Consider the following 19,342-nt stretch of genomic DNA (forward strand, 5'->3'; position numbering starts at 1 on the left):
GTCCGGACGGCCTGACGGCCACTCCGGGCGCAAGCCTGTTTCGACAGAGGACCTGAGAACTGTGAAGACCATCGAAGATCTCGGCGACGTCGCCGGCCTGCGGGTGCTGGTCCGCTCCGACCTGAACGTGCCGATCAAGGGCGAGACGATCGGCGACGACGGCCGGATCCGCGCCTCGGTGCCGACCCTGCTGAAGCTGGCCAAGGCCGGCGCCAAGGTGATCGTGACCGCGCACCTGGGCCGCCCGAAGGGCACGCCGAACCCGGAGTTCACCCTGGCGCCGGTCGCCAAGCGGCTCGGTGAGCTGCTCCAGCCCGAGGGCGTCAAGGTGCACTTCGCCACCGACGTCACCGGCGAGAGCGCCCAGGAAGCCGTCCAGGAGCTCGACGAGGGCGAGGTGCTGCTGCTCGAGAACGTGCGGTACGACCCGCGCGAGGAGAGCAAGGACGAGGCCGAGCGCGCCGCGCTGGCCGACGAGCTGGCCGGTCTGGCCGACGTGTTCGTCAGCGACGGCTTCGGTGTCGTGCACCGCAAGCAAGCCAGCGTGTACGACGTCGCCCGCAAGCTCCCGCACGCCGCCGGCGGCCTGGTGCTGGCCGAGGTCGAGGTGCTGAAGAAGCTCACCGAGGAGCCCGCCCGCCCGTACGTCGTCGTGCTCGGCGGCGCGAAGGTGTCGGACAAGCTCGCGGTGATCGACAACCTGCTGGCCAAGGCCGACAAGCTGCTGATCGGTGGCGGCATGGTCTTCACCTTCCTCAAGGCCCAGGGCCACGAGGTCGGCAAGAGCCTGCTCGAGGACGACCAGCTGGACACGGTCAAGGGCTACCTGGAGACCGCGAAGGCCAAGGGCGTCGAGATCGTGCTGCCGACCGACATCGTGGTGGCGCCGGAGTTCAAGGCCGACGCGCCCGCGACCGTGGTCGCCGCCGACGCGATCCCGGCCGACCAGCTCGGGCTCGACATCGGTCCGGACTCCGGCAAGGCGTTCGCCGCCGAGATCGCCGGCGCGAAGACCGTCTTCTGGAACGGCCCGATGGGGGTCTTCGAGATGGAGGCGTTCGCCGGCGGAACCAAGGCGGTGGCCGCCGCGTTGACCGAGGTGGACGGACTCAGTGTCGTCGGAGGTGGCGACTCGGCCGCCGCCGTACGGCAGCTGGGCTTCGCCGACGACCAGTTCGGGCACATCTCCACCGGGGGTGGCGCGTCGCTGGAATACCTGGAGGGCAAGGAGCTCCCGGGTCTCGCTGTGCTGGAAGAGGACTGATGGCTGACACTGCTGCCCGGACGCCGTTGATGGCGGGCAACTGGAAGATGAACGTCAACCACGTCGAGGCCGTGCACCTGCTGCAGAAGCTGAGCTGGACGCTGCAGGACAAGAAGCACGACTTCGAGCGGGTCGAGGTGGCGGTGCTGCCGCCGTTCACCGACATCCGCAGCGTGCAGACGCTCGTCGACGGCGACCGGATGAAGATCGTCTACGGCGCGCAGGACGTGTCGGTGCACGACGAGGGCGCCTACACCGGCGAGATCTCGGCCGCGATGCTGACCAAGCTCGGCTGCACGTACGTGCTGGTCGGTCACTCCGAGCGCCGTCAGTACCACGGTGAGGACGACGCGCTGGTGAACGCCAAGGCGACCAAGGCGCTGGCCGCCGGCCTGACCCCGATCGTCTGCGTCGGCGAGGGCCTGGAGATCCGCAAGGCCGACGGCCACGTCGAGCACTGCGTGAACCAGATCGACGGCGCGCTGGCCGGTCTGAAGGCCGACGACGTACGCAAGCTGGTGATCGCCTACGAGCCGGTCTGGGCGATCGGTACCGGCGAGGTCGCGACCCCGGAGGACGCGCAGGAGGTCTGCGCGGCGATCCGGGCCCGGCTGGAGACGACCTACTCGCCGGCCGTTGCCGATTCGGTGCGGATTCTGTACGGCGGGTCGGTGAAGATGAGCAGCGCAGGTGGCATCATGGCCCAGCCGGACGTCGACGGCTGCCTGGTCGGGGGAGCGAGCCTCAAGGTGGACGAGTTCGCCGGTATCTGCCGTTACCTGGACCTTCAGTTAGGCTACTCCTCGTGATTCTCGCTTTTCAGATCGTCGTCGTCATCTGCAGCCTGATCCTGACGCTGCTCGTGCTGCTGCACAAAGGCCGCGGAGGTGGCCTTTCCGACCTGTTCGGTGGTGGGGTGTCGTCCAGCCTGGGCGGATCCTCGGTCGCCGAGCGGAACCTGGACCGGATCACGATCGGGGTCGGTCTGATCTGGTTCGCGGCCATCGTCGCGCTCGGCCTGCTCTACAAGCTCGGCTGAGGCAGGCGTAGTCGTGGCTGGTAGTGGTGGCGCCATTCGTGGCAGCAGGGTCGGAGCAGGACCGATGGGCGAGGCGGAGCGCGGTGAGTCCGCGCCCCGGCAGCGGATCGTGTTCTTCTGCGCCAACGGCCACGAGACCGCGACGGTGTTCGCGGTCGAGGCGGCCATCCCGGAGGCGTGGGACTGTCCGCGGTGCGGTCTGCCGACCAGCACCGACGTGAACAACCCCCCGCCGCCCCCGAAGATCGAGCCGTACAAGACGCACCTGGCGTACGTGAAGGAACGGCGCAGCGAGCAGGAGGCCGCCCAGATCCTCGAAGAGGCCCTGGAACGCCTGCGCACCCGCCGCGCCAACGGCGAGATCATCTTCTAGCCGGTCGTCGCCGACACCCGGGTGGCCCTCAGTGGGCCGCCCGGGTGTTCGCGTTGCCGTACTTCGCGAACAGCTGGTTGAGCTCACCCTGCGGGATCTGCTGCTCGGCGAACGTGATGGTTCCCTGGTCGCGCAGTTCCTCCGCAGCTCGCCGTACGAACCCGAGCGCGGCCCGCGCGATGCTCCCACCGAGGCTGATCCGCGTGACCCCGAGCTCCTGCAGCTGCCCGACGGTCAACGTCGACGTGCCCAGCCCGATCACCACGTTCAGCGGCCCGTCGACCTCCCGCACCAGCAGCCTCAGCTGCTCCAGGTCCGTCACCCCCGGTACGTACAGGCAGTCCGCCCCGGCCTCGCGGAACAGGTTCGCCCGCCGGATCGAGTTCGCCAGGGGAGTGGGCGCAGCGAGCAGCTGCCCGTCGGTGCGCGCGGTCAGCACGAAGTCCGGCCCGGCCGCCTCCCGCGCGGCCACGATCCGCTCGACCGACAGCTGCTCGTCGTACAGCTCGCGCCCGTCGTAGTCCTCGATGTTCCCGCCGGCCAGTCCGGCCTCGCGAGCCCGGCGGATCGTGCCCGCGACGTCCTCCGGCCGCGCGCCGTACCCGTCCTCCAGATCACCGTTCACCGGTACGCCGACCGCGCGGGTGATCTCCTCGATCCGTTCGAACATGACGTCGGCCGGCACCGCCGGCGCGCCCGCCGGCAGCGTGTGGTCGCCGGCGCCGAGCGAGAACGCGATCCCCGCGCTGGTCGTCGCCAGCGCCGGGAACCCGGCCTCGGCGAGCACGATCGCGCTCCCGGCATCCCAGGCGTTCGGCATCACGAAGGCACCGCTGTGCAGCTCACGAAAGGCAGTCATTCCCCGATCTTCCCGCGGTATCGGTTCGGTCCGCACCGAACGAGTTGTCCACAGTATGGATGTAACACTAGCTACAGTGAAGCTCTGCTTGTAACTTTCGGTACCACACTTGCGCAGTACCGAAGGAGGCCCTTGTGGCGATCGTGCTCGAGGTGGCGTACGCCTACCCACAGCTGTGGCGGATCCTGACCAAGTCCTGCTACTTCCTGAGTACCGGGCTGGCCGGCGGCAGCGTCCTGTTCCACACCTTCGTCCTCCGCCCGGTGCTGAACCGGACCGAGAACGCGTCCGACCGCCGGGTGCTGCGGAACCGCTCGGCGATCCTGCTCGCGATCGCCGGGACCGCGCTGCTGCTCGCGACGTACCCGCAGTTCGCCGGCAAGGTCACCCGCGCCACCAAGGGGATGGAGTTCTCCGAGGGGATGGCGCCGTCGGCGATCTGGGACTACCTGCAGACCGCGGCGCCCAAGAACGCCTGGTGGTTCTCCGGCGTCACCGCCGGGCTGCAGGCGCTCATCTACAGCCTCGGTGCGCTGCTGCTGATGAGCCTGTTCCTGAAGCCGGTCCGCCGGCACGTCGACAAGATCGCGGGCGTCGGCGTCGCGGTGATCCTGATCGCCGCGCTGTTCCTGATGGTCCCGAGCCGTCCGGCCGACCTCGAGGCGGCGTACTTCGCGAGTCACCTGGTCACCACGCTCCACCCGTACTCCGGTGGCTACTGGATCGGCGGCTTGCTGGTGCTCTCCGGGCTGGCGCTGAGCCGCCGGCAGTTGGACACCGGCAGCGGCGGTCTGATCTGGGCCTCGGTGTGGTCGCGGTTCAGCATCATGGCGCAGGCCTGCGTGACGATTCTGCTGGTCTCCGGCCTGCTCGAGACGTGGATGGCGGTCGGTTCGGTCTCGGTAGGCGACATCCTGTCCACGACGTACGGCAAGTACCTGCTGCTCAAGGTGCTGCTGGTGTTCTCGATCCTCGGCCTCGGCGCGTTCAACGAGGCCGTGCTGCTGCCGAAGATCGCTCGGGTGCGTGCCGCGGGTGACCGGCGCGGTCTGTTCCACCTGGTGCTCGGGCACTTCCCCAAGGTGGTGCTGATCGAGTCGGTGCTCGGTCTCGGCGTACTCGCGGTGATGCCGTTCCTGAACGGTTCGGCCCGCGAGGAGGTCGGCCTGGAGGCGGACCCGCCGCCGACCGGTGGGGTCGCGCTGGCGATGGTGCTGCTGTTCGTCGCGCTGGTGGTGTCGTTCGTGGCCCGCTTCCAGATCCAGAAGGCGATCGAGGCGCGCGCCGAGGGCCGGACCGCCGAGCCGGAGCCTGAGGCCGAGGCCGCCGAGGCCGGCTAGAACGCCGCGACCAGCCGGGCGACGGCGGCCTGGGCCTTCGGGCCGTTCACCAGGTCGGCGTCGCCCTCGGTCCCGGGCGTGTTCCAGTACAGGTAGAAGCTCGGCGCCGTTGTCAGCGTCTTCAGGTACGCCGTCTCGCGGTCGATGTCCTTGGCCCGCTGGGCGTCGCTCTTGGTCCCCTTGAAGCCGCGCTCGGTCAGACCCCACTTGGTCGAGGCGCCGGGGGTCTTGAGCACCAGCTCGTCGTACCAGCGCTGGTGGCCCTTGTGCTCGGACAGGATCGCGGTCGCCGGCTGGGTGCCGCCGCTGTAGGTGTCGGCGCCGTAGAAGTCCGCGGCCACCCGCCACGGCTTCGGGTCCTTGGTGGATTTCGGGTGACCCCACTGGTAGGCCATCGCGGAATAGCCGACCTTGACGCCGGGATTCACGGCTTTCATCGTGGCGCGAACCCGCTGAAATGCTTTCGCGAAGACCGGGCCGGACATGTTGTCCTCCGGCTCGTGGTACCAGATGAAATAAGTTTCGGGTTTGTTCTTCAACCATTCCGCGAGCTCGCGGAATCGTGCGTCGTAGCTGCCGGTGCCGGTTTTCGCCGGGTCGGTCTTGATGCTGACGAACGGGATCAGCCCGGCCGCCCAGGACTTCTTCGCCACCGCGTCGTACTTCTTCCGCAGGTCGACGGTGGGTTTCTGCACGCCGTCGACGAACTCCCGGGTCGCCTGGACGCCGGGGTACCGCTTGCTCAGCTCGGCGGGCGCGGTTTTGTCGTGCACACCCATCAGAATGCTGGTCGCGGCCTGGACGTCGTCGCCGCCGGAAACGGCGAATGCCGTCACGGCCAGGGTCAATCCGGACGTGACGGCAATCAGGCGTTTGAACATGCCGCGGAGCTTACACTGTGAATTACTTGATTTTTGAAGCGGCGGCGGCGTCGAGCAGCCACACCGTGCGGGAATTCCCCTTCGGCGTGGCCGCCGGAACATCGCCACCGGACAACGCGGTCTGTACGGCGTCCGCCTTGTCGTCACCGGACACCACGAACCACACCTCGGCCGCCCGGGCCAGCGCCGGGAAGGTCAGCGAGACCCGCGTCGGCGGCGGCTTGGGGGAGTCGTGCACGGCCACCGCGGAGGTGTCGTCGACGGCGAGCTGCGGGAAGCCGGGGAAGAGCGAAGCCACGTGCCCGTCAGGCCCGACGCCCAGCATCAACAAGTCGAAAGCTGGTACTTGGGCCGATTCGCCCGGCGCTGTGGCGGCAGCCGCCAGTTGCTCGGCGTACTCCGTCGCTGCTGCCTCTGGGCCTTGACCGGTGTCGGCCGCCATCTCGTGGACCTTGGCCGGGTCCACGTCGACCTTCGACAGCAGCGCGTCCCAGGCCTGCGTGGCGTTCCGGTCGGCGTCGCCCTCGGGCAGGAACCGCTCGTCACCCCACCAGAACTCGACCCGCTGCCAGTCGATCGCCGACCGGGCGGGGGACTCGGCCACCGCCCGGTACACGGCAGCGGCCACCCGCCCACCGGTCAGTACGACGTGCGCCACCCGCCCGTCGGCCTGGACGTCGATCAGTCGCGTCACGAACCGCGCCGCGACGGCCGCCACCAGCGCGTCGGCGTCGGGCGCGACCAGCACGGCCGGTGCGCCCGCGCCGCTCACCTCGTCGGTCATGAGCGCCCGGCCACCCGCTTGCCGGTGGCCTTCTTGGCCGCGGCCTTCTTGGTGGTCGCCTGCTTGGCCGCCGGTGCCTTCTTGCGGGCCGACTTCGCCGCGGCGCTCGTCTTCTTCGCCGCCGTCTTCTTGGCCGCGGCCTTCGGGGCAGGCTTCTTCGCGTCCGCGGCGTGCGCCTCCAGCGCCGTCGAGGCCGCCTTGCCGCTCACCGCCGCCGTCCGGACCGCCGCCTTCTCGGCCGCCGACTGTGCCGACCGCCGATCCGCCGCGCTGACCTTCTTCGCGTCGGCCGGCATCGCCTCCCGCTCGACCATGCAGGCCAGCGTCTGCGCGTACACGTCGTCCGGGTCGAGACGCCGCAGCTCCTCGCTGAGCAGCTCCGACGTCGTACGGCGCTTGAGCGCGACCGGACGGTCCGGCTGACCGGGCACGCTGAACGTGGCGATCGCCCCGTCCGGCCGGCTCAGCTCGATCGGACCCGCGGGAGTGAACAGCCGTACGGCGGTCAGGCCCGGGCCACGCGAGTTCTTCTGCTCGACCGCGACGCCGAGCTTGCACTGCAGCCACGCGGCCATCAGGTCGGCGCTCGGGTTGCCCTTCGCCGACACGACCTCCGCGCCCGTGACGTGCGCCGGGTACTGGTCCAGGGCGGCCGCCATCAGCGCGCGCCACGGCGTCAGCCGCGCCCACGCGAAGTCGGTGTCACCCGGCTGGTAGCCCTCGGCCCGCGCCGAGAAGTCCACCGAGGCCCGTCGGGTCGCCGCGGCGTCGGTCACCCGGCGCCGGCCGAGCTTGCCCAGCGGGTCGGTGGCGGGCACCTTCGGCCCGCCGCCCGGCCACCAGACGATGACGGGGGAGTCCGGCAGCAGCAGCGGCGTCACGACCGACTCGGGCACCTTCGCGAGCTCGCCGTGCAGTCGCAGCAGCACCGCCTCGCCCGGAACGCCCTCGCCGACGCGGACCTCCGCGTCCAGCCCGCCATCGCCGCGGCCGGGTCGCAGGATCGCCACCAGCACCCGCGACGGGTGCTCGCGGCCGGCCTCGTTCGCAGCCTTCATCGCGTCGTGGTGGGACGCCTCGTCGACGACGACCACGATCGTGCCGACCATGCCCATCGCCGGCGAGCCCGCGTTGCGGCGGGCCTTGATCAGGGCCGACGCGATCTCGCTCGACGTCGTACCGGTCAGGTCGATGATCATGGCCGCCTCCAGGCGCGTCCGTCGCGGGCGAGCATCTCGTGGGCGGAGTCCGGGCCCCAGTCACCGGAGGCGTACTGCTCGGGCTGGCCGTGCTCGGCCCAGTAGTTGATCACCGGGTCGAGGATCTTCCAGCCCAGCTCGACCTCGGTGTGCTGCGGGAACAGCGGCGGGTCGCCGAGCAGCACGTCCAGGATCAGCCGCTCGTAGGCCTCCGGGGAGGACTCGGTGAACGACCCGCCGTAGGCGAAGTCCATGTTCACGTCGCGGATCTCCATCATCGTTCCCGGCACCTTGGCGCCGAACCGCATCGTGATGCCCTCGTCGGGCTGGATCCGCATCACCAGGGCGTTCTGGCCCAGCTCCTCGGTCTCGGTCTTGGTGAACGGCAGGTGCGGCGCCCGCTTGAACATCACCGCGACCTCGGTCACCCGGCGGCCGAGCCGCTTGCCGGTGCGCAGGTAGAACGGGACGCCCGCCCAGCGGCGGGTGTCGACGTCGACGCGCATCGCGGCGAAGGTCTCCGTGGCGGAGTCCTTCGGGATGCCGTCCTCCTGCAGGTAGCCCTTGACCTTGCTGCCCCCGGCCCAGCCGGCGGCGTACTGGCCGCGGGCGGTGTGCAGGTCGAGGCGGTCCGGCAGCTTGACGGCCGCCAGCACCTTCTTCTTCTCCTGCCGCAGCGACCAGGCGTCGAAGCTGACCGGCTCCTCCATCGCGACCAGCGCGAGCAGCTGGAGCAGGTGGTTCTGGATCACGTCGCGGGCCGCGCCGATGCCGTCGTAGTACCCGGCCCGGCCGCCGATGCCGATGTCCTCGGCCATCGTGATCTGGACGTGGTCGACGTAGTGGCTGTTCCAGACCGGCTCGAACATCGCGTTGGCGAACCGCAGGGCCAGCATGTTCTGGACGGTTTCCTTGCCCAGGTAGTGGTCGATCCGGAAGACCGCCTCGGGCGGGAAGACCGACTCGACGACCTGGTTCAGCTCGCGGGCGCTCTTCAGGTCGTGGCCGAACGGCTTCTCGATCACCACCCGCCGCCAGGACCCGGGGGTCTCGTCGGCCAGGCCGTGCTGCTTGAGCTTCTCCACCACCTGCGGGAACAGGCCCGGCGGGATCGACAGGTAGAACGCGTGGTTGCCACCGGTCCCGCGGTTGACGTCCAGCTCGTCCACGGTCTCCCGCAGCCGCTTGAACGCCTCGTCGTCGGTGAGGTCGCCCGGCACGAACCGGAACCCCTCGGCCAGCTGCTGCCAGACCTCCTCGCGGAACGGCGTCCGCGCGTGCTCCTTGACGGAGTCGTGGACGATCTGCGCGAAGTCCTGGTTGGTGAAGTCGCGCCGGGCGAACCCGACCAGGGCGAAGCCCGGGGGCAGCAGCCCCCGGTTCGCCAGGTCGTAGATGGCCGGCATCAGCTTCTTGCGGGCCAGGTCGCCCGTGACCCCGAAGATCACCAGGCTGGAGGGCCCGGCGATCCGGGGGAGCCGCCGGTCCTGGGGATCCCGCAGCGGGTTCACCGGGCCGGTCGGCTCTTCTGCGAGTTCAGCGGTCATTTGCCGCTTGCCTCCGACTTGTCGTGTGCGTCGAGTAGAGAGATGAGCTGCTGTACGCCGGCCTGCGCGTCGGTCAGGTGCAGCCGCAGCACCGGGCGTCCGCGCTCGGCGAGCACCCCGGCGTCACCCGCGGCCTGCGCGGAGATCAGCGTGCCGAAGCTGAACGGCCGGTCCGGGATCTCGACGTCGGCGGTCTCCGAGGTGGTGATCTGCAGGAACACGCCCTGCGGGTGGCCACCCTTGTGGTACTGGCCGGTCGAGTGCAGGAAGCGCGGGCCCCAGCCGAAGGTGACCGGGCGACCGGTCGTCGACGCGAGCGCCGGGCGGATCGCCATCAGGTTCTCGTCGCGCTCGGAGTCCAGGTAGGCCATCACGGCCAGGTACCCGTCGTCGGCGAGCTGGCCGAGCAGCGCGTCGAGCGCACCCTTGGCCGTGTCGACACCGTCGAGCAGGCCGTCGGTGCCGCGGACCTCGATCGAACCGTCGGTGAACGCCGCCGGCTCGGGCTCGGGCTGCGCGTCGAGCAGACCGCGCGCGGCCTTCTTGGCGCTCTCGACATCGGGCTGGTCGAACGGGTTGATCCCGAGCAGGTACCCGGCGACCGCGGTCGCCGTCTCCCAGAGCAGGAACTGCCCGCCGAGCGGACCCGAGGTCAGCGCGGTCGGTACGTCGCTGTTGGCCTTGTCGGCCAGCAGCGCGTGGACCAGGTCGGACGCCGTGCTGTGCAGCTCGGGCGCGTGCACGCCCTTCACCGCGACCGGCAGCACGCCCTTGCCGTTCTTACCGGTGCTCTCCGCGATCAGCTGCTCGGCCCAGTCCGGGAAGCCGACGATGTCGGAGCCCTCGGCCGCGATGATCGCCTTGTCCCGGCCCGCGCTGGCCGCCAGGACGGCGCCCAGGATCAGCGCCGGGTTGTCGGCGGAGTCCGCCTGCAGCGCCGGTGCCGCCTCGGCGGCCTGGTCGAGCAGCTCGGCCACGTCCGCGCCGGCCAGCGCCGACGGGACCAGACCGAACGCCGTCAGCGCGCTGTAGCGCCCACCGACGTGCGGGTCGGCCAGGAAGGTCTTGCGGTAGCCCTCGTCGGCCGAGAGCTTCTCGAACGGCGATCCCGGATCGGTGACGACGACGACCCGCGAGGAAGCGTCGATGCCCGCGTCGGTGAAGGCCTTCACGAAGACCCGGCGCTGGCTGTCGGTCTCGACCGTGCCGCCGGACTTGCTGGAGACGACGATCACGGTGCGCTGCAGGTCCCCGGCCAGGGCCCGGGCGATCACGCTCGGGTTGGTCGAGTCCAGCACGACCAGCTCGACGCCGGCCGTCCGGGTGATCACCTCCGGCGCGAGCGACGAGCCGCCCATGCCGGCCAGGACGATCCGGTCCAGGCCCTCGGCCCGCAGGTCGGCCTGCAGGGCCTCGATCTCGGCCAGCAGCGGCCGGGACGAGTCGTGCAGGCCGACCCAGCTGAGCCGGATCGCCGACTCGGACTCGGCCTCCGGACCCCAGATGGTGGCGTCCTTCGCGGCGATCCGGGAGGCGATCTTCTCCGACACCAGCCGGTCGATCGTCGCTGCCCAGTCGCCGTTCGCGGTGCTGACTGCGGGAGTGGTCACTTGGCCGCCGCCTTCAGGGCCGCGGTGACGGTGTTCTGCAGCTCCGACCAGGAGGCGTCGAACTTGCTGACGCCCTCGTCCTCGAGCAGCTGCACGACCTCGTCGTACGAGATGCCGAGCTTCTCCAGGTCGGCGATCACCTTGCGGTCACCGGCGTAGTCGCCGCGCACGGTGTCACCGGTGATCTCGCCCTCGGCCGCCACCGCGTCGATCGTTGCCTGCGGCATCGTGTTGACGACGCCGGCGGTGACCAGCTGCTCGACGTACATGGTGCTCTTGTACGCCGGGTCCTTGACGCCGGTCGAGGCCCACAGTGGCCGCTGCGGCTTGGCGCCGGCGGTCTCGATCTCGCGCCAGCGGTCCGAGGCGAAGATCTCCTCGTAGGCTTCGAAAGCCAGCCGGGCGTTGGCGATCCCCGCCTTGCCCTTGAGGGCCTTCGCCTCGTCGGTGCCGATGGCGTCGAGCCGCTTGTCGATCTCGGTGTCCACCCGGCTGACGAAGAAGGACGCGACGCTGCCCAGCTTGGTGACGTCGTGCCCGTTGTCGAGCGCCTTCTCCAGGCCGGTCAGGAACGCGTCCGCGACCGCCTTGTAGCGCTCGAGGGAGAAGATCAGTGTCACGTTCACGCTGATCCCGGCGGCCAGCGTCTCGGCGATCGCCGGGATGCCCTCCTTGGTGGCCGGGATCTTCACGAAGACGTTCTCGCGGCCGACGATGTCCCAGAGCAGCTTGGCCTGCTCGATCGTCTTCGCGGTGTCCCGGGCCAGCCCCGGCTCGACCTCGATCGAGACCCGGCCGTCGACGCCGTCGGTGTCGTCGTACACGGGCTTGAACAGGTCCGCGGCGTCCCGGACGTCGTCGGTGGTGATGACGCGGATCGCCTGGTCGGTGGAAACGCCCTCGTTCGCGAGGCGGGTGACCTGCTCGGCGTACGCGCCGGCGTCCGAGATCGCCTTCGCGAAGATCGTCGGGTTGGTGGTCACCCCGCTCACGTGCTGGTCGTGGATCAGGGTGGCCAGGCTGCCGCTGGTCAGCCGCTGACGGGAGAGATCGTCGAGCCAGATCGAGACGCCGGCGTCGGCGAGGTCTTTCAAACGGTCGTTCATTGTCCGAAGCCTCCGAAGTTCTGGGTTGTCAGTTGGCGGCGTAGGTGTCCGCCGGACCGACCGGTCCGGCCGCGGCACGTCCTGCCGGTACACCGCTGCCACCGAGCTCGGCTGCCGCGGCAATGCTGTCCTTCGCGGCCTGTACGACGGCCTCGGCGGTGATGCCGAACTCCGAGTACAGCCGCTTGTAGTCGGCCGAAGCGCCGTAGTGCTCCAGGCTGACGCTGCGCCCGGCGTCGCCGACGATCTCGCGCCAGCCGAGCTTGATCCCGGCCTCGACCGAGACCCGGGCCTTGACCGCCGGCGGGATCACCGAGTCGCGGTAGGCGTCGTCCTGCTCGTCGAACCACTCCCGCGAGACCAGCGAGACGACCCGGGCCTTGATGCCCTCGTCGGCCAGCTTGGCCCGGGCCTCGACGGCCAGCTGCAGCTCCGAACCGGTCCCGATCAGGACCACGTCCGGCGTACCGTCGGTGTCGAGCAGCGTGTACCCGCCCTTGTGCACGTTCTCGGTCGTCGCGTAGCCGTCGGTCCCGCGCGGGAACGTCGGCACGTTCTGCCGGGTCAGCACCAGGCCGGCGGGGCGGTCGGTGTGCTCCAGGATCTGCGCCCAGGCGGCGGCGGTCTCGTTCGCGTCGGCCGGGCGGACCACGTCCAGGCCCGGGATCGCGCGCAGCGCGGCCAGGTGCTCCACCGGCTGGTGGGTCGGGCCGTCCTCGCCGAGACCGATCGAGTCGTGCGTCCACACGTAGGTGACCGGCAGCTTCATCAGCGCGGCCAGCCGGACGGCCGGGCGCATGTAGTCGCTGAAGACCAGGAACGTGCCGCCGTACGGGCGGGTGCCGCCGTGCAGGGCGATGCCGTTCAGCACCGAGCCCATGCCGTGCTCACGGATGCCGAAGTGCAGGACCCGGCCGTACTCGTTGCCCTGAAACTCCTTGGTGGCGTGCTCGGCCGGGATGAACGACGGCTGGCCCTTGGGAGTGGTGTTGTTCGAGCCCGCGAGGTCGGCCGAACCGCCCCACAGCTCCGGCAGCTCCGGCGTGACCTTGGTCAGCACCTCGCCGGACGCGGCGCGGGTGGCGACACCCTTGGCGTCGGCCTCCCAGCTCGGCAGCGCGTCCTTCCAGCCGGCCGGCAGCTCACGCTTCGAGAGCCGGTCCAGCAGAGCGGCCTGCTCGGGAGCGGCCGTGCGCCACGCGTCGTACTTGGTGGTCCACTCGGCCTCGAGCGCCGTGCCGCGCTCGACCAGCCCACGGGTGTGCGCGATCACGTCGTCGGCGACCTGGAAGGACTGCTCCGGGTCGAAACCGAGCACCTCCTTGGTGGCCGCGACCTCAGCAGCCCCCGCGGCCGAGCCGTGGATCTTGCCGGTGTTCTGCGCGTTCGGCGCCGGCCAGCCGATGATCGTGTGCAGCCGGATGAAGGTCGGCTTGTCGGTGACCGCGTGCCCGGCCTCGATCGCGTCGTACAGGGCCTGGACGTTCTCCTCGTACCCGGTGCCGCCGTTGGTCCAGTCGACGTCGTGCACGTCCCAGCCGTACGCCGCGTAGCGGGCGGCGACGTCCTCGGAGAACGCGATGTTGGTGTCGTCCTCGATGGAGATCTTGTTCGCGTCGTAGATCACCGTCAGGTTGCCGAGCTTCTGGTGCCCGGCCAGCGATGAGGCCTCGGAGGAAACGCCCTCCTCCAGGTCACCGTCGGAGGCGATCACGTAGATGTTGTGATCGAACAGACTCTCGCCCTTGGCGCTCGCGGGGTCGTACAGGCCGCGCTCGCGGCGGGCCGCCATCGCCATCCCGACCGCGTTGCCGACACCCTGGCCGAGCGGGCCGGTGGTCGTCTCGACACCGGGGGTGTGGCTGTACTCCGGGTGGCCGGGCGTCGCGCTGCCCCAGGTGCGCAGCGACTTGAGGTCGTCCAGCTCCAGGCCGAAACCGCCCAGGTACAGCTGGATGTAGAGGGTCAGGCTGGAGTGCCCGGCCGAGAGGACGAAGCGGTCGCGGCCGGCCCAGTGCGGGTCGGCGGGGTTGTGCCGCATCACCTTCTGGAACAGCAGGTACGCGGCCGGCGCGAGGCTCATCGCCGTTCCCGGGTGGCCGTTGCCGACCTTCTCCACGGCGTCCAGCGCGAGGACCCGTACGGTGTCGACCGCGCGCTGGTCGACATCGGTCCATTCAAGCTTGCTGCTGGTCTTCTCCGTCACGCCGACGGCGCTCCTCTCGATGGCAAGTTCCTGGGGCACAGATGATCGCTGCGAGCCTACTCGCCAGCCTCCTGATCACCCTTCATCCCTGGCAACCCGGATGTCGTAACTGTTGTTCCCAAGTGTGTAACCAGTCTTGTTGTCTGCTAGGTCACCAACACCCGTCAACTGACTGCGGCAGGGGCCGGTTCGGGACCTCCTACGGGCCGTCGTAGACTCTCTAACCGTCAGCGCCGGTCCCCGGCGTCAACCCCACTGAGTTCGAGGTGTTCGTGACGGCCGTCGACCCGCGTCCAGCCGCGACGACGTCGTACCCGGCGCCGCTGCCGACCGAGACCGCTCCCCATGAGGTGTCCGGCCCGTCGGTACGCGACGTGATCAAGGCGTACGTCGGACTGACCAAGCCGCGCATCATCGAGCTGCTGCTGATCACCACCGTGCCGGTGATGTTCCTGGCCGCCGGGGGAGTCCCCGGGCTGGGCGTCGTCGCCGCCACCCTGGTCGGCGGGATCCTCGCCTCCGGCAGCGCGAACACGATCAACTGCGTGCTGGACCGCGACATCGACGAGCAGATGCGCCGCACGCGGCGCCGCCCGCTGCCCCGGCACGCGGTCAGCCCCCGCTCCGCGATGGTCTTCGGCATCGTCCTCGGTGTCCTCGCGACGCTGGAGCTCGGCTTCTTCGTCAACTGGCTGTCGTCGGTGCTCGCCCTGGTGGCGAACCTGTTCTACGTCTTCGTCTACACGATGGTGCTCAAGCGCCGTACGGTCCAGAACATCGTCTGGGGCGGTATCGCGGGTTGCTTCCCGACCCTGATCGGCTGGACCGCTGTCACCAACGAGCTGGCCTGGACCCCACTGGTCCTCTTCGGCGTCGTCTTCCTCTGGACGCCTCCCCACACCTGGGCCCTGGCGATGCGCTACCGCGAGGACTACGCCTCGGTCGACGTCCCGATGCTCCCGGTGGTCGCCACACCGGTCCAGACCGCCCGCCAGATCGCGGTCTACAGCGTCCTGATGGTCATCACATCGCTGGCCCTGTGGCCGGTCGCCGACACCGGCTTCGTCTACCCGCTGGCCGCTGTGGTCCTCGGCGTCGTCTTCCTCCGCGAAGCCTTCGCCCTGCTGGCCCGAGCCCACACAGGCGCGGAGGGCGCGGCTCTGCGACCGATGCGCCTCTTCCACTTCTCGAACATCTACTTGGCTCTGCTCTTCATCGCGGCTGCGATCGACCCTCTCCTGCACTGACCCACTGGTTGCTGTCGGCACCCGTGCGTGAGCGCAGAGTCCTCCCGTTGACCTGATCGGTTTGCGGTGCTGCCATGGGGTGGTCTGTGGAGCGGTACTCCACCCTGGGGAGGCAGGACACTAGGGGGAACTAGTGGGGGTAGCAAAAGCACGTCTGGCTGCTGTTTCGGCGGCCGTGCTGGTGGGGTCGGTGCTGGTGGCGGCTCCGGCTGAGGCGTCGGGGGCGAACTGGCTCAAACCGGTGGTGACGGGAGTGGACTCACCGCGCGGGGTGTCGACGTTCTGGTCGAAGGTCATCTACAGCACTGGTGACGGCTCGGTCTGGGAGGCCTGGTCCAGCGGGAAGAAGATCCGCAAGCTCGGTACGGTCCCCGGTGGTTTCGCACCCGCCATCGACACCAACGTCTGGGGCACGACCTACGCGCTGACCGGCGCCGGCGGGGAGCCGGGCGCGCCGCTCACACCGGGGGCGGCGACGCTCTACAAGCTCTGGCCGGGCCACGCGCCGATCAAGATCGCCGACATCGGCAAGTACCAGGCGAAGGACCCGGACCCGTACAACCAGGCCGACAGCCCGACGGAGTCCAACCCGTTCGGGGTCGCGGCGCTGCGGGACGGCACGGTGCTGGTCGCCGATGCCGCCAACAACGACCTGCTGCGGGTCTGGCCGAACGGGCACGTGAAGACCGTCGCCCGGCTGAAGCCGCGGATGGTGAAGGTGCCGTCGGGGTACCCGCCGCCGCCGGACTTCCCGCCGGCCGGTACGCCGGTCAACAGCGAGGCCGTCGCCACGTCGGTCACGGTCGGCTCGGACGGCTACTGGTACGTCGGCGAGCTGCGCGGCTTCCCGGCCACGCCGGGGACGTCGCAGATCTGGCGGATCAAACCGGGCTCGGTAGGCGCGGTCTGTGACCCGTACAAGCCGTACAAGGGCAACTGCCAGCGCTGGGCGGACGGCTACACGTCGATCGTCGACCTGGCCGGTGGGCCGCGCGGTGCGATCGCCGCCGTCCAGCTGGCGCGGGACAGCTGGCTGCGCTGGGAGCTCAGTGGTCAGCCGACCGCTGTCGGCTCGCTGATCGTCCAGTGGCCGAACAAGTGGCACTACGGCGGTCCCCGCAAGGAGGTGGCCCGCGGCAAGCTCCAGCTGCCTGGCGGTGCCGCGTGGAGCAGATGGGGCGAGCTGTACGTCTCCTCGCCCGTCTTCGGTCCAGGAGCCATCTACCGCGTGCACTAGCGGCTCCCTGATCAGCCCGGGGCGTCCGGCCGTCTCACCCGACCGGACGCCTCGGGTGCTGTTCTACGTCGCGGGAGTACCGCGTTCGCCGTACACCGCTGTCACCAGCGCGATCAGGACGGCGGCGAAGAACATGTGGATGAGCACGAGCACCCACGGCAGCCCGGTGAAGTACTGCGTGAAGCCGACGACGCCCTGCAGCAGCTCCATCGCCAGCAGCCAGGCCGCCAGCTTGCGCAGCGTCCGGGAGGTGGCCGTGACGCGCGTCGCGATCACCAGGGCGATCGTCACGCCGAGCAGCGCGAACACCACGTCCGCGTGCAGCTGGCTGATCAGCTCCTCGTCGAAGCCGTTGCGGCCGGTCTCGGGATCGCCCGAGTGCGGGCCGGCGCCGGTGACAAGGGTGCCCAGGGCAACGGCCAGCCAGACGGCGACCACCGAAGCGGTCGCGAGCGCGCGGACCACCGGTGGCGTGTGCGGATAGGGACTCGTCCGCGAGCGCCGCATCATCGAGACGGTCAGCGTGATGATGATCGGCGAGACCAGGAAGTGTGCGGAGACGATCCACGGGTTCAGCCCGGTCAGCACGCTGATGCCGCCGATGACGGCCTGCAGCGGTACGCCGAGCGCGGCCGCGGTCGCGAGCCGGCGCAGGTCCTTGCGCTTCGGCCGGTACCGCATCACGGCCAGCCACGTCCCGATCGCCACCACCGCGACGACGAACCCGAGCATCCGGTTGCCGAACTCGATCGCGCCGTGCATCCCCAGCTCCGGGTGCGGCACGTACGACGAGTCGGTGCACTGCGGCCAGGTCGGGCAACCCAGGCCGGAGCCGGTCAGCCGGACCAGGCCACCGGTCACCACGATGCCGATGTTGACGATCACGGACGCCCAGCCCCAGCGCCGGACGACGTCCAGGCTCGGCTCGGGGATCAGTCGCCAGAATCCGGTGACGGGCGGCTCGGTGGCGGGGGCCGGGGTCTCGGTGCTCATCACCGGCACACTCTAATCTGCGGCCCTTTCTCTTCTCACAGAAGGCACAGTCAGTCCCAGCGGAAGGTCCGGGACACCAGGTACCCGAGCACCGCCGCCCACAGCGTCAGCGACAGTACGGCGGCCCAGGGGATCACTCCCTGAACAGTCGAGTGTGCGAACCCGTTGGCCAGCGCAGCACTCGGCAGCAGCCGTACGACGCCCTGCATGCCTTCGGGGTACTCGTCGACCGGCGTCATGATCGCGCCGCCGACCAGCAGCAACAGGTACAGCAGGTTGGCAGCCGCCAGCGTCGCCTCGGCCCGCAGTGTCCCGGCCATCAGCAGCCCGAGCGACGCGAACGCCGCCGTACCGCACAGGACCATCAGCACGATCCCGACGACCGCGTCGACGCCACCGTTCGGCTTCCAGCCGAGAGCGAAGCCGGCGCCGATCAGTACGACCAGCTGGATCAGCTGGATGGCCAGCACCGAGGCGATCTTCCCGGCGAGCAGACCGGTGCGGGACAGGGGAGAGGCGCCGAGGCGCTTGATCACGCCGTACCGGCGCTCGAAGCCGGTGGCGATCGCCAGTGACGTGAACGAGCTCGACAGCACAGCCAGCGCCAGCACCCGCGGTACGGCGAGGTCGACAGCGCGTCCCTCACCGAGCGGCAAGCGGTCGCCGAGACCAGTGCCGCCCAGCAACAGCAGGAGCCCCAGCGGGATCACCAGCGCCAGCAGCAGCTGCTCACCGTTGCGCAGGAGCAGCCGGAACTCCATCTGCGCGTGCGCCAGCACCTTGCGCGGCCACGGCGCCGAGCCGGGGCGCGGGGCGTAGGTGGTCACTGGCGTGTCCGGCATGGTCCTACTCACTTCGTCTCCCGGGCGGGCGGCGCCGTCAACGCCAGGTATACGTCTTCGAGGGTCTTGGCGCCATGCTCGGTGAGAGCGTCCGGGCTGCCGGAGGCGATCACCTTGCCGGCCGACAGCACGTGCACCTGGTCGGACAGCTGCTCGGCCTCGTCCATCGCGTGCGTCGTCAGTACGACGGTGACGCCGTCCTCACGCAGGTCGCGGATCAGCTGCCAGATCTCCCGGCGCCCGTGCGGGTCCAGTCCGGTGGTCGGCTCGTCCAGGAACGCGATCTCCGGGCGCCCGACGATCGCCAGCGCCAGCGACAGCCGCTGCTTCTGCCCGCCCGACAGCCGCCGGTACGGCGTCTTGCCGCAGGTCCCGAGATCCAGGCGCTCGACCAGCGCCGGCAGGTCGAGCGGGTGCGCGTGCAGCGACGCGGCGTACCGGAGCATCTCCAGCGCGCGGACGCCGGACCAGGCGCCGCCCTCCTGCAGCATCACGCCGATCCGCGGCATCAGCTCGTCGTGGTCGGCGACCGGGTCGAGCCCGAGCACCCGGACCGCGCCGGAGTCCGGCCGCCGGAAGCCCTCCAGGGTCTCCACGGTCGTCGTCTTGCCGGCCCCGTTGGGGCCGAGCACGGACGTGACGGTTCCGCCGGTTACGGTGAGAGTGAGGCCGTCGACAGCGGTCTTCTCGCCGTACCGGACGACTAGGTTGTCGATCTCCACCGCGACTGGCACGTGTGCAGTGTAGGAAACGAACCGACGTGACGCTGCTCACGCCTCACCTCGAGCTGAGGCGGAACGGCGTGAACCGGTTAG

Annotated in this window: 18 protein-coding genes; 7 read left to right on the forward strand and 11 right to left on the reverse strand. The window is 70.0% G+C overall.

Features of this window, described 5'->3' with window-relative positions; all coding sequences use genetic code 11:
• Positions 1-61 precede the first annotated feature (61 nt).
• From AB0M01_RS26575 to AB0M01_RS26590, 4 genes are read left to right on the forward strand one after another with little or no spacing between them, the layout of a single operon-like run.
• A complete protein-coding gene (locus tag AB0M01_RS26575; RefSeq protein WP_363674067.1) occupies positions 62-1,264 on the forward strand; it encodes a phosphoglycerate kinase in 1,203 nt (400 codons plus the stop codon).
• Positions 1,264-2,073, forward strand: coding sequence for a triose-phosphate isomerase (tpiA, locus tag AB0M01_RS26580; RefSeq protein WP_363674069.1), 810 nt, complete (start codon positions 1,264-1,266; stop codon positions 2,071-2,073). Before AB0M01_RS26575 ends, tpiA begins: the two co-directional genes overlap by 1 nt.
• Entirely contained in the window at positions 2,070-2,303 is a 234-nt protein-coding gene (secG, locus tag AB0M01_RS26585; protein ID WP_077013974.1) for a preprotein translocase subunit SecG, read from the forward strand. Before tpiA ends, secG begins: the two co-directional genes overlap by 4 nt.
• Before the next feature lie 13 nt (positions 2,304-2,316).
• A complete protein-coding gene (locus tag AB0M01_RS26590; RefSeq protein ID WP_363674072.1) occupies positions 2,317-2,676 on the forward strand; it encodes an RNA polymerase-binding protein RbpA in 360 nt (119 codons plus the stop codon).
• 28 nt (positions 2,677-2,704) lie between these two features.
• On the opposite strand, the gene AB0M01_RS26595 is transcribed toward AB0M01_RS26590, so the two are convergent.
• Positions 2,705-3,535: an isocitrate lyase/phosphoenolpyruvate mutase family protein gene (locus tag AB0M01_RS26595; protein WP_363674074.1), complete on the reverse strand. Its 831-nt coding sequence runs from the start codon at positions 3,533-3,535 to the stop codon at positions 2,705-2,707.
• A 134-nt stretch (positions 3,536-3,669) separates the two neighbouring features.
• Here AB0M01_RS26595 and AB0M01_RS26600 point away from each other — a divergent pair, with 134 nt between their 5' ends.
• Complete coding sequence (locus tag AB0M01_RS26600; protein WP_363674076.1) at positions 3,670-4,875, forward strand: CopD family protein; 1,206 nt, start codon at positions 3,670-3,672, stop codon at positions 4,873-4,875.
• Here the strand turns inward: AB0M01_RS26600 and AB0M01_RS26605 are convergent.
• Genes AB0M01_RS26605 through tkt form a run of 7 tightly spaced genes read right to left on the reverse strand, consistent with a single transcriptional unit; the run spans position 4,872 to position 14,208 of the window.
• Positions 4,872-5,756, reverse strand: coding sequence for a hypothetical protein (locus AB0M01_RS26605; protein WP_363674078.1), 885 nt, complete (start codon positions 5,754-5,756; stop codon positions 4,872-4,874). The two genes, AB0M01_RS26600 and AB0M01_RS26605, sit on opposite strands and share 4 nt — an antisense overlap.
• Positions 5,757-5,778: 22 nt before the next feature.
• Positions 5,779-6,540, reverse strand: a complete 762-nt coding sequence (pgl, locus tag AB0M01_RS26610) for a 6-phosphogluconolactonase (protein ID WP_363674080.1) — start codon at positions 6,538-6,540, stop codon at positions 5,779-5,781.
• The gene (locus AB0M01_RS26615) at positions 6,537-7,739 is read right to left on the reverse strand and encodes a glucose-6-phosphate dehydrogenase assembly protein OpcA (RefSeq protein ID WP_363674082.1); all 1,203 of its coding nucleotides are present in this window, start codon (positions 7,737-7,739) and stop codon (positions 6,537-6,539) included. Before AB0M01_RS26615 ends, pgl begins: the two co-directional genes overlap by 4 nt.
• Positions 7,736-9,286, reverse strand: a complete 1,551-nt coding sequence (zwf, locus tag AB0M01_RS26620; RefSeq protein ID WP_363674084.1) for a glucose-6-phosphate dehydrogenase — start codon at positions 9,284-9,286, stop codon at positions 7,736-7,738. Before zwf ends, AB0M01_RS26615 begins: the two co-directional genes overlap by 4 nt.
• On the reverse strand, positions 9,283-10,896 hold the full coding sequence (locus AB0M01_RS26625) for a glucose-6-phosphate isomerase (protein ID WP_363674086.1): 1,614 nt from the start codon (positions 10,894-10,896) through the stop codon (positions 9,283-9,285). Before AB0M01_RS26625 ends, zwf begins: the two co-directional genes overlap by 4 nt.
• A complete protein-coding gene (tal, locus tag AB0M01_RS26630; protein WP_363674088.1) occupies positions 10,893-12,002 on the reverse strand; it encodes a transaldolase in 1,110 nt (369 codons plus the stop codon). The genes AB0M01_RS26625 and tal overlap by 4 nt, the downstream gene beginning before the upstream one ends.
• Positions 12,003-12,030: 28 nt before the next feature.
• Positions 12,031-14,208: a transketolase gene (gene tkt / locus AB0M01_RS26635; protein WP_363674090.1), complete on the reverse strand. Its 2,178-nt coding sequence runs from the start codon at positions 14,206-14,208 to the stop codon at positions 12,031-12,033.
• Positions 14,209-14,531: 323 nt separating this feature from the next.
• On the opposite strand from tkt, the gene AB0M01_RS26640 reads away from it, so the two are divergent.
• Positions 14,532-15,455, forward strand: a complete 924-nt coding sequence (locus tag AB0M01_RS26640) for a heme o synthase (protein WP_363674312.1) — start codon at positions 14,532-14,534, stop codon at positions 15,453-15,455.
• Between the two features lie 133 nt (positions 15,456-15,588).
• Complete coding sequence (locus AB0M01_RS26645; RefSeq protein ID WP_363674092.1) at positions 15,589-16,692, forward strand: ScyD/ScyE family protein; 1,104 nt, start codon at positions 15,589-15,591, stop codon at positions 16,690-16,692.
• 63 nt (positions 16,693-16,755) lie between these two features.
• On the opposite strand, the gene AB0M01_RS26650 is transcribed toward AB0M01_RS26645, so the two are convergent.
• From AB0M01_RS26650 to AB0M01_RS26660, 3 genes are read right to left on the reverse strand one after another with little or no spacing between them, the layout of a single operon-like run.
• A complete protein-coding gene (locus tag AB0M01_RS26650) occupies positions 16,756-17,685 on the reverse strand; it encodes a COX15/CtaA family protein (RefSeq protein ID WP_363674094.1) in 930 nt (309 codons plus the stop codon).
• A 50-nt stretch (positions 17,686-17,735) separates the two neighbouring features.
• The gene (locus AB0M01_RS26655) at positions 17,736-18,527 is read right to left on the reverse strand and encodes an ABC transporter permease (RefSeq protein WP_363674096.1); all 792 of its coding nucleotides are present in this window, start codon (positions 18,525-18,527) and stop codon (positions 17,736-17,738) included.
• A gap of 8 nt (positions 18,528-18,535) precedes the next feature.
• Positions 18,536-19,261 (reverse strand): ABC transporter ATP-binding protein, encoded by a 726-nt coding sequence (locus AB0M01_RS26660; RefSeq protein WP_363674098.1) that lies wholly within the window; start codon positions 19,259-19,261, stop codon positions 18,536-18,538.
• Positions 19,262-19,342: the final 81 nt, after the last annotated feature.

Source organism: Kribbella sp. NPDC051770, assembly GCF_040681455.1.
Taxonomy (GTDB): Bacteria; Actinomycetota; Actinomycetes; order Propionibacteriales; family Kribbellaceae; genus Kribbella.

Excerpts from the sequence above, each read along its gene's own strand:
- tpiA (WP_363674069.1), top strand. The coding sequence starts at position 1,264 with ATGGCTGACACTGCTGCCCGGACGCCGTTGATGGCGGGCAACTGGAAG.
- AB0M01_RS26595 (WP_363674074.1), bottom strand. The coding sequence starts at position 3,535 with ATGACTGCCTTTCGTGAGCTGCACAGCGGTGCCTTCGTGATGCCGAAC.
- AB0M01_RS26605 (WP_363674078.1), bottom strand. The coding sequence starts at position 5,756 with ATGTTCAAACGCCTGATTGCCGTCACGTCCGGATTGACCCTGGCCGTG.
- pgl (WP_363674080.1), bottom strand. The coding sequence starts at position 6,540 with ATGACCGACGAGGTGAGCGGCGCGGGCGCACCGGCCGTGCTGGTCGCG.
- AB0M01_RS26615 (WP_363674082.1), bottom strand. The coding sequence starts at position 7,739 with ATGATCATCGACCTGACCGGTACGACGTCGAGCGAGATCGCGTCGGCC.
- zwf (WP_363674084.1), bottom strand. The coding sequence starts at position 9,286 with ATGACCGCTGAACTCGCAGAAGAGCCGACCGGCCCGGTGAACCCGCTG.
- tal (WP_363674088.1), bottom strand. The coding sequence starts at position 12,002 with ATGAACGACCGTTTGAAAGACCTCGCCGACGCCGGCGTCTCGATCTGG.
- AB0M01_RS26650 (WP_363674094.1), bottom strand. The coding sequence starts at position 17,685 with ATGAGCACCGAGACCCCGGCCCCCGCCACCGAGCCGCCCGTCACCGGA.
- AB0M01_RS26655 (WP_363674096.1), bottom strand. The coding sequence starts at position 18,527 with ATGCCGGACACGCCAGTGACCACCTACGCCCCGCGCCCCGGCTCGGCG.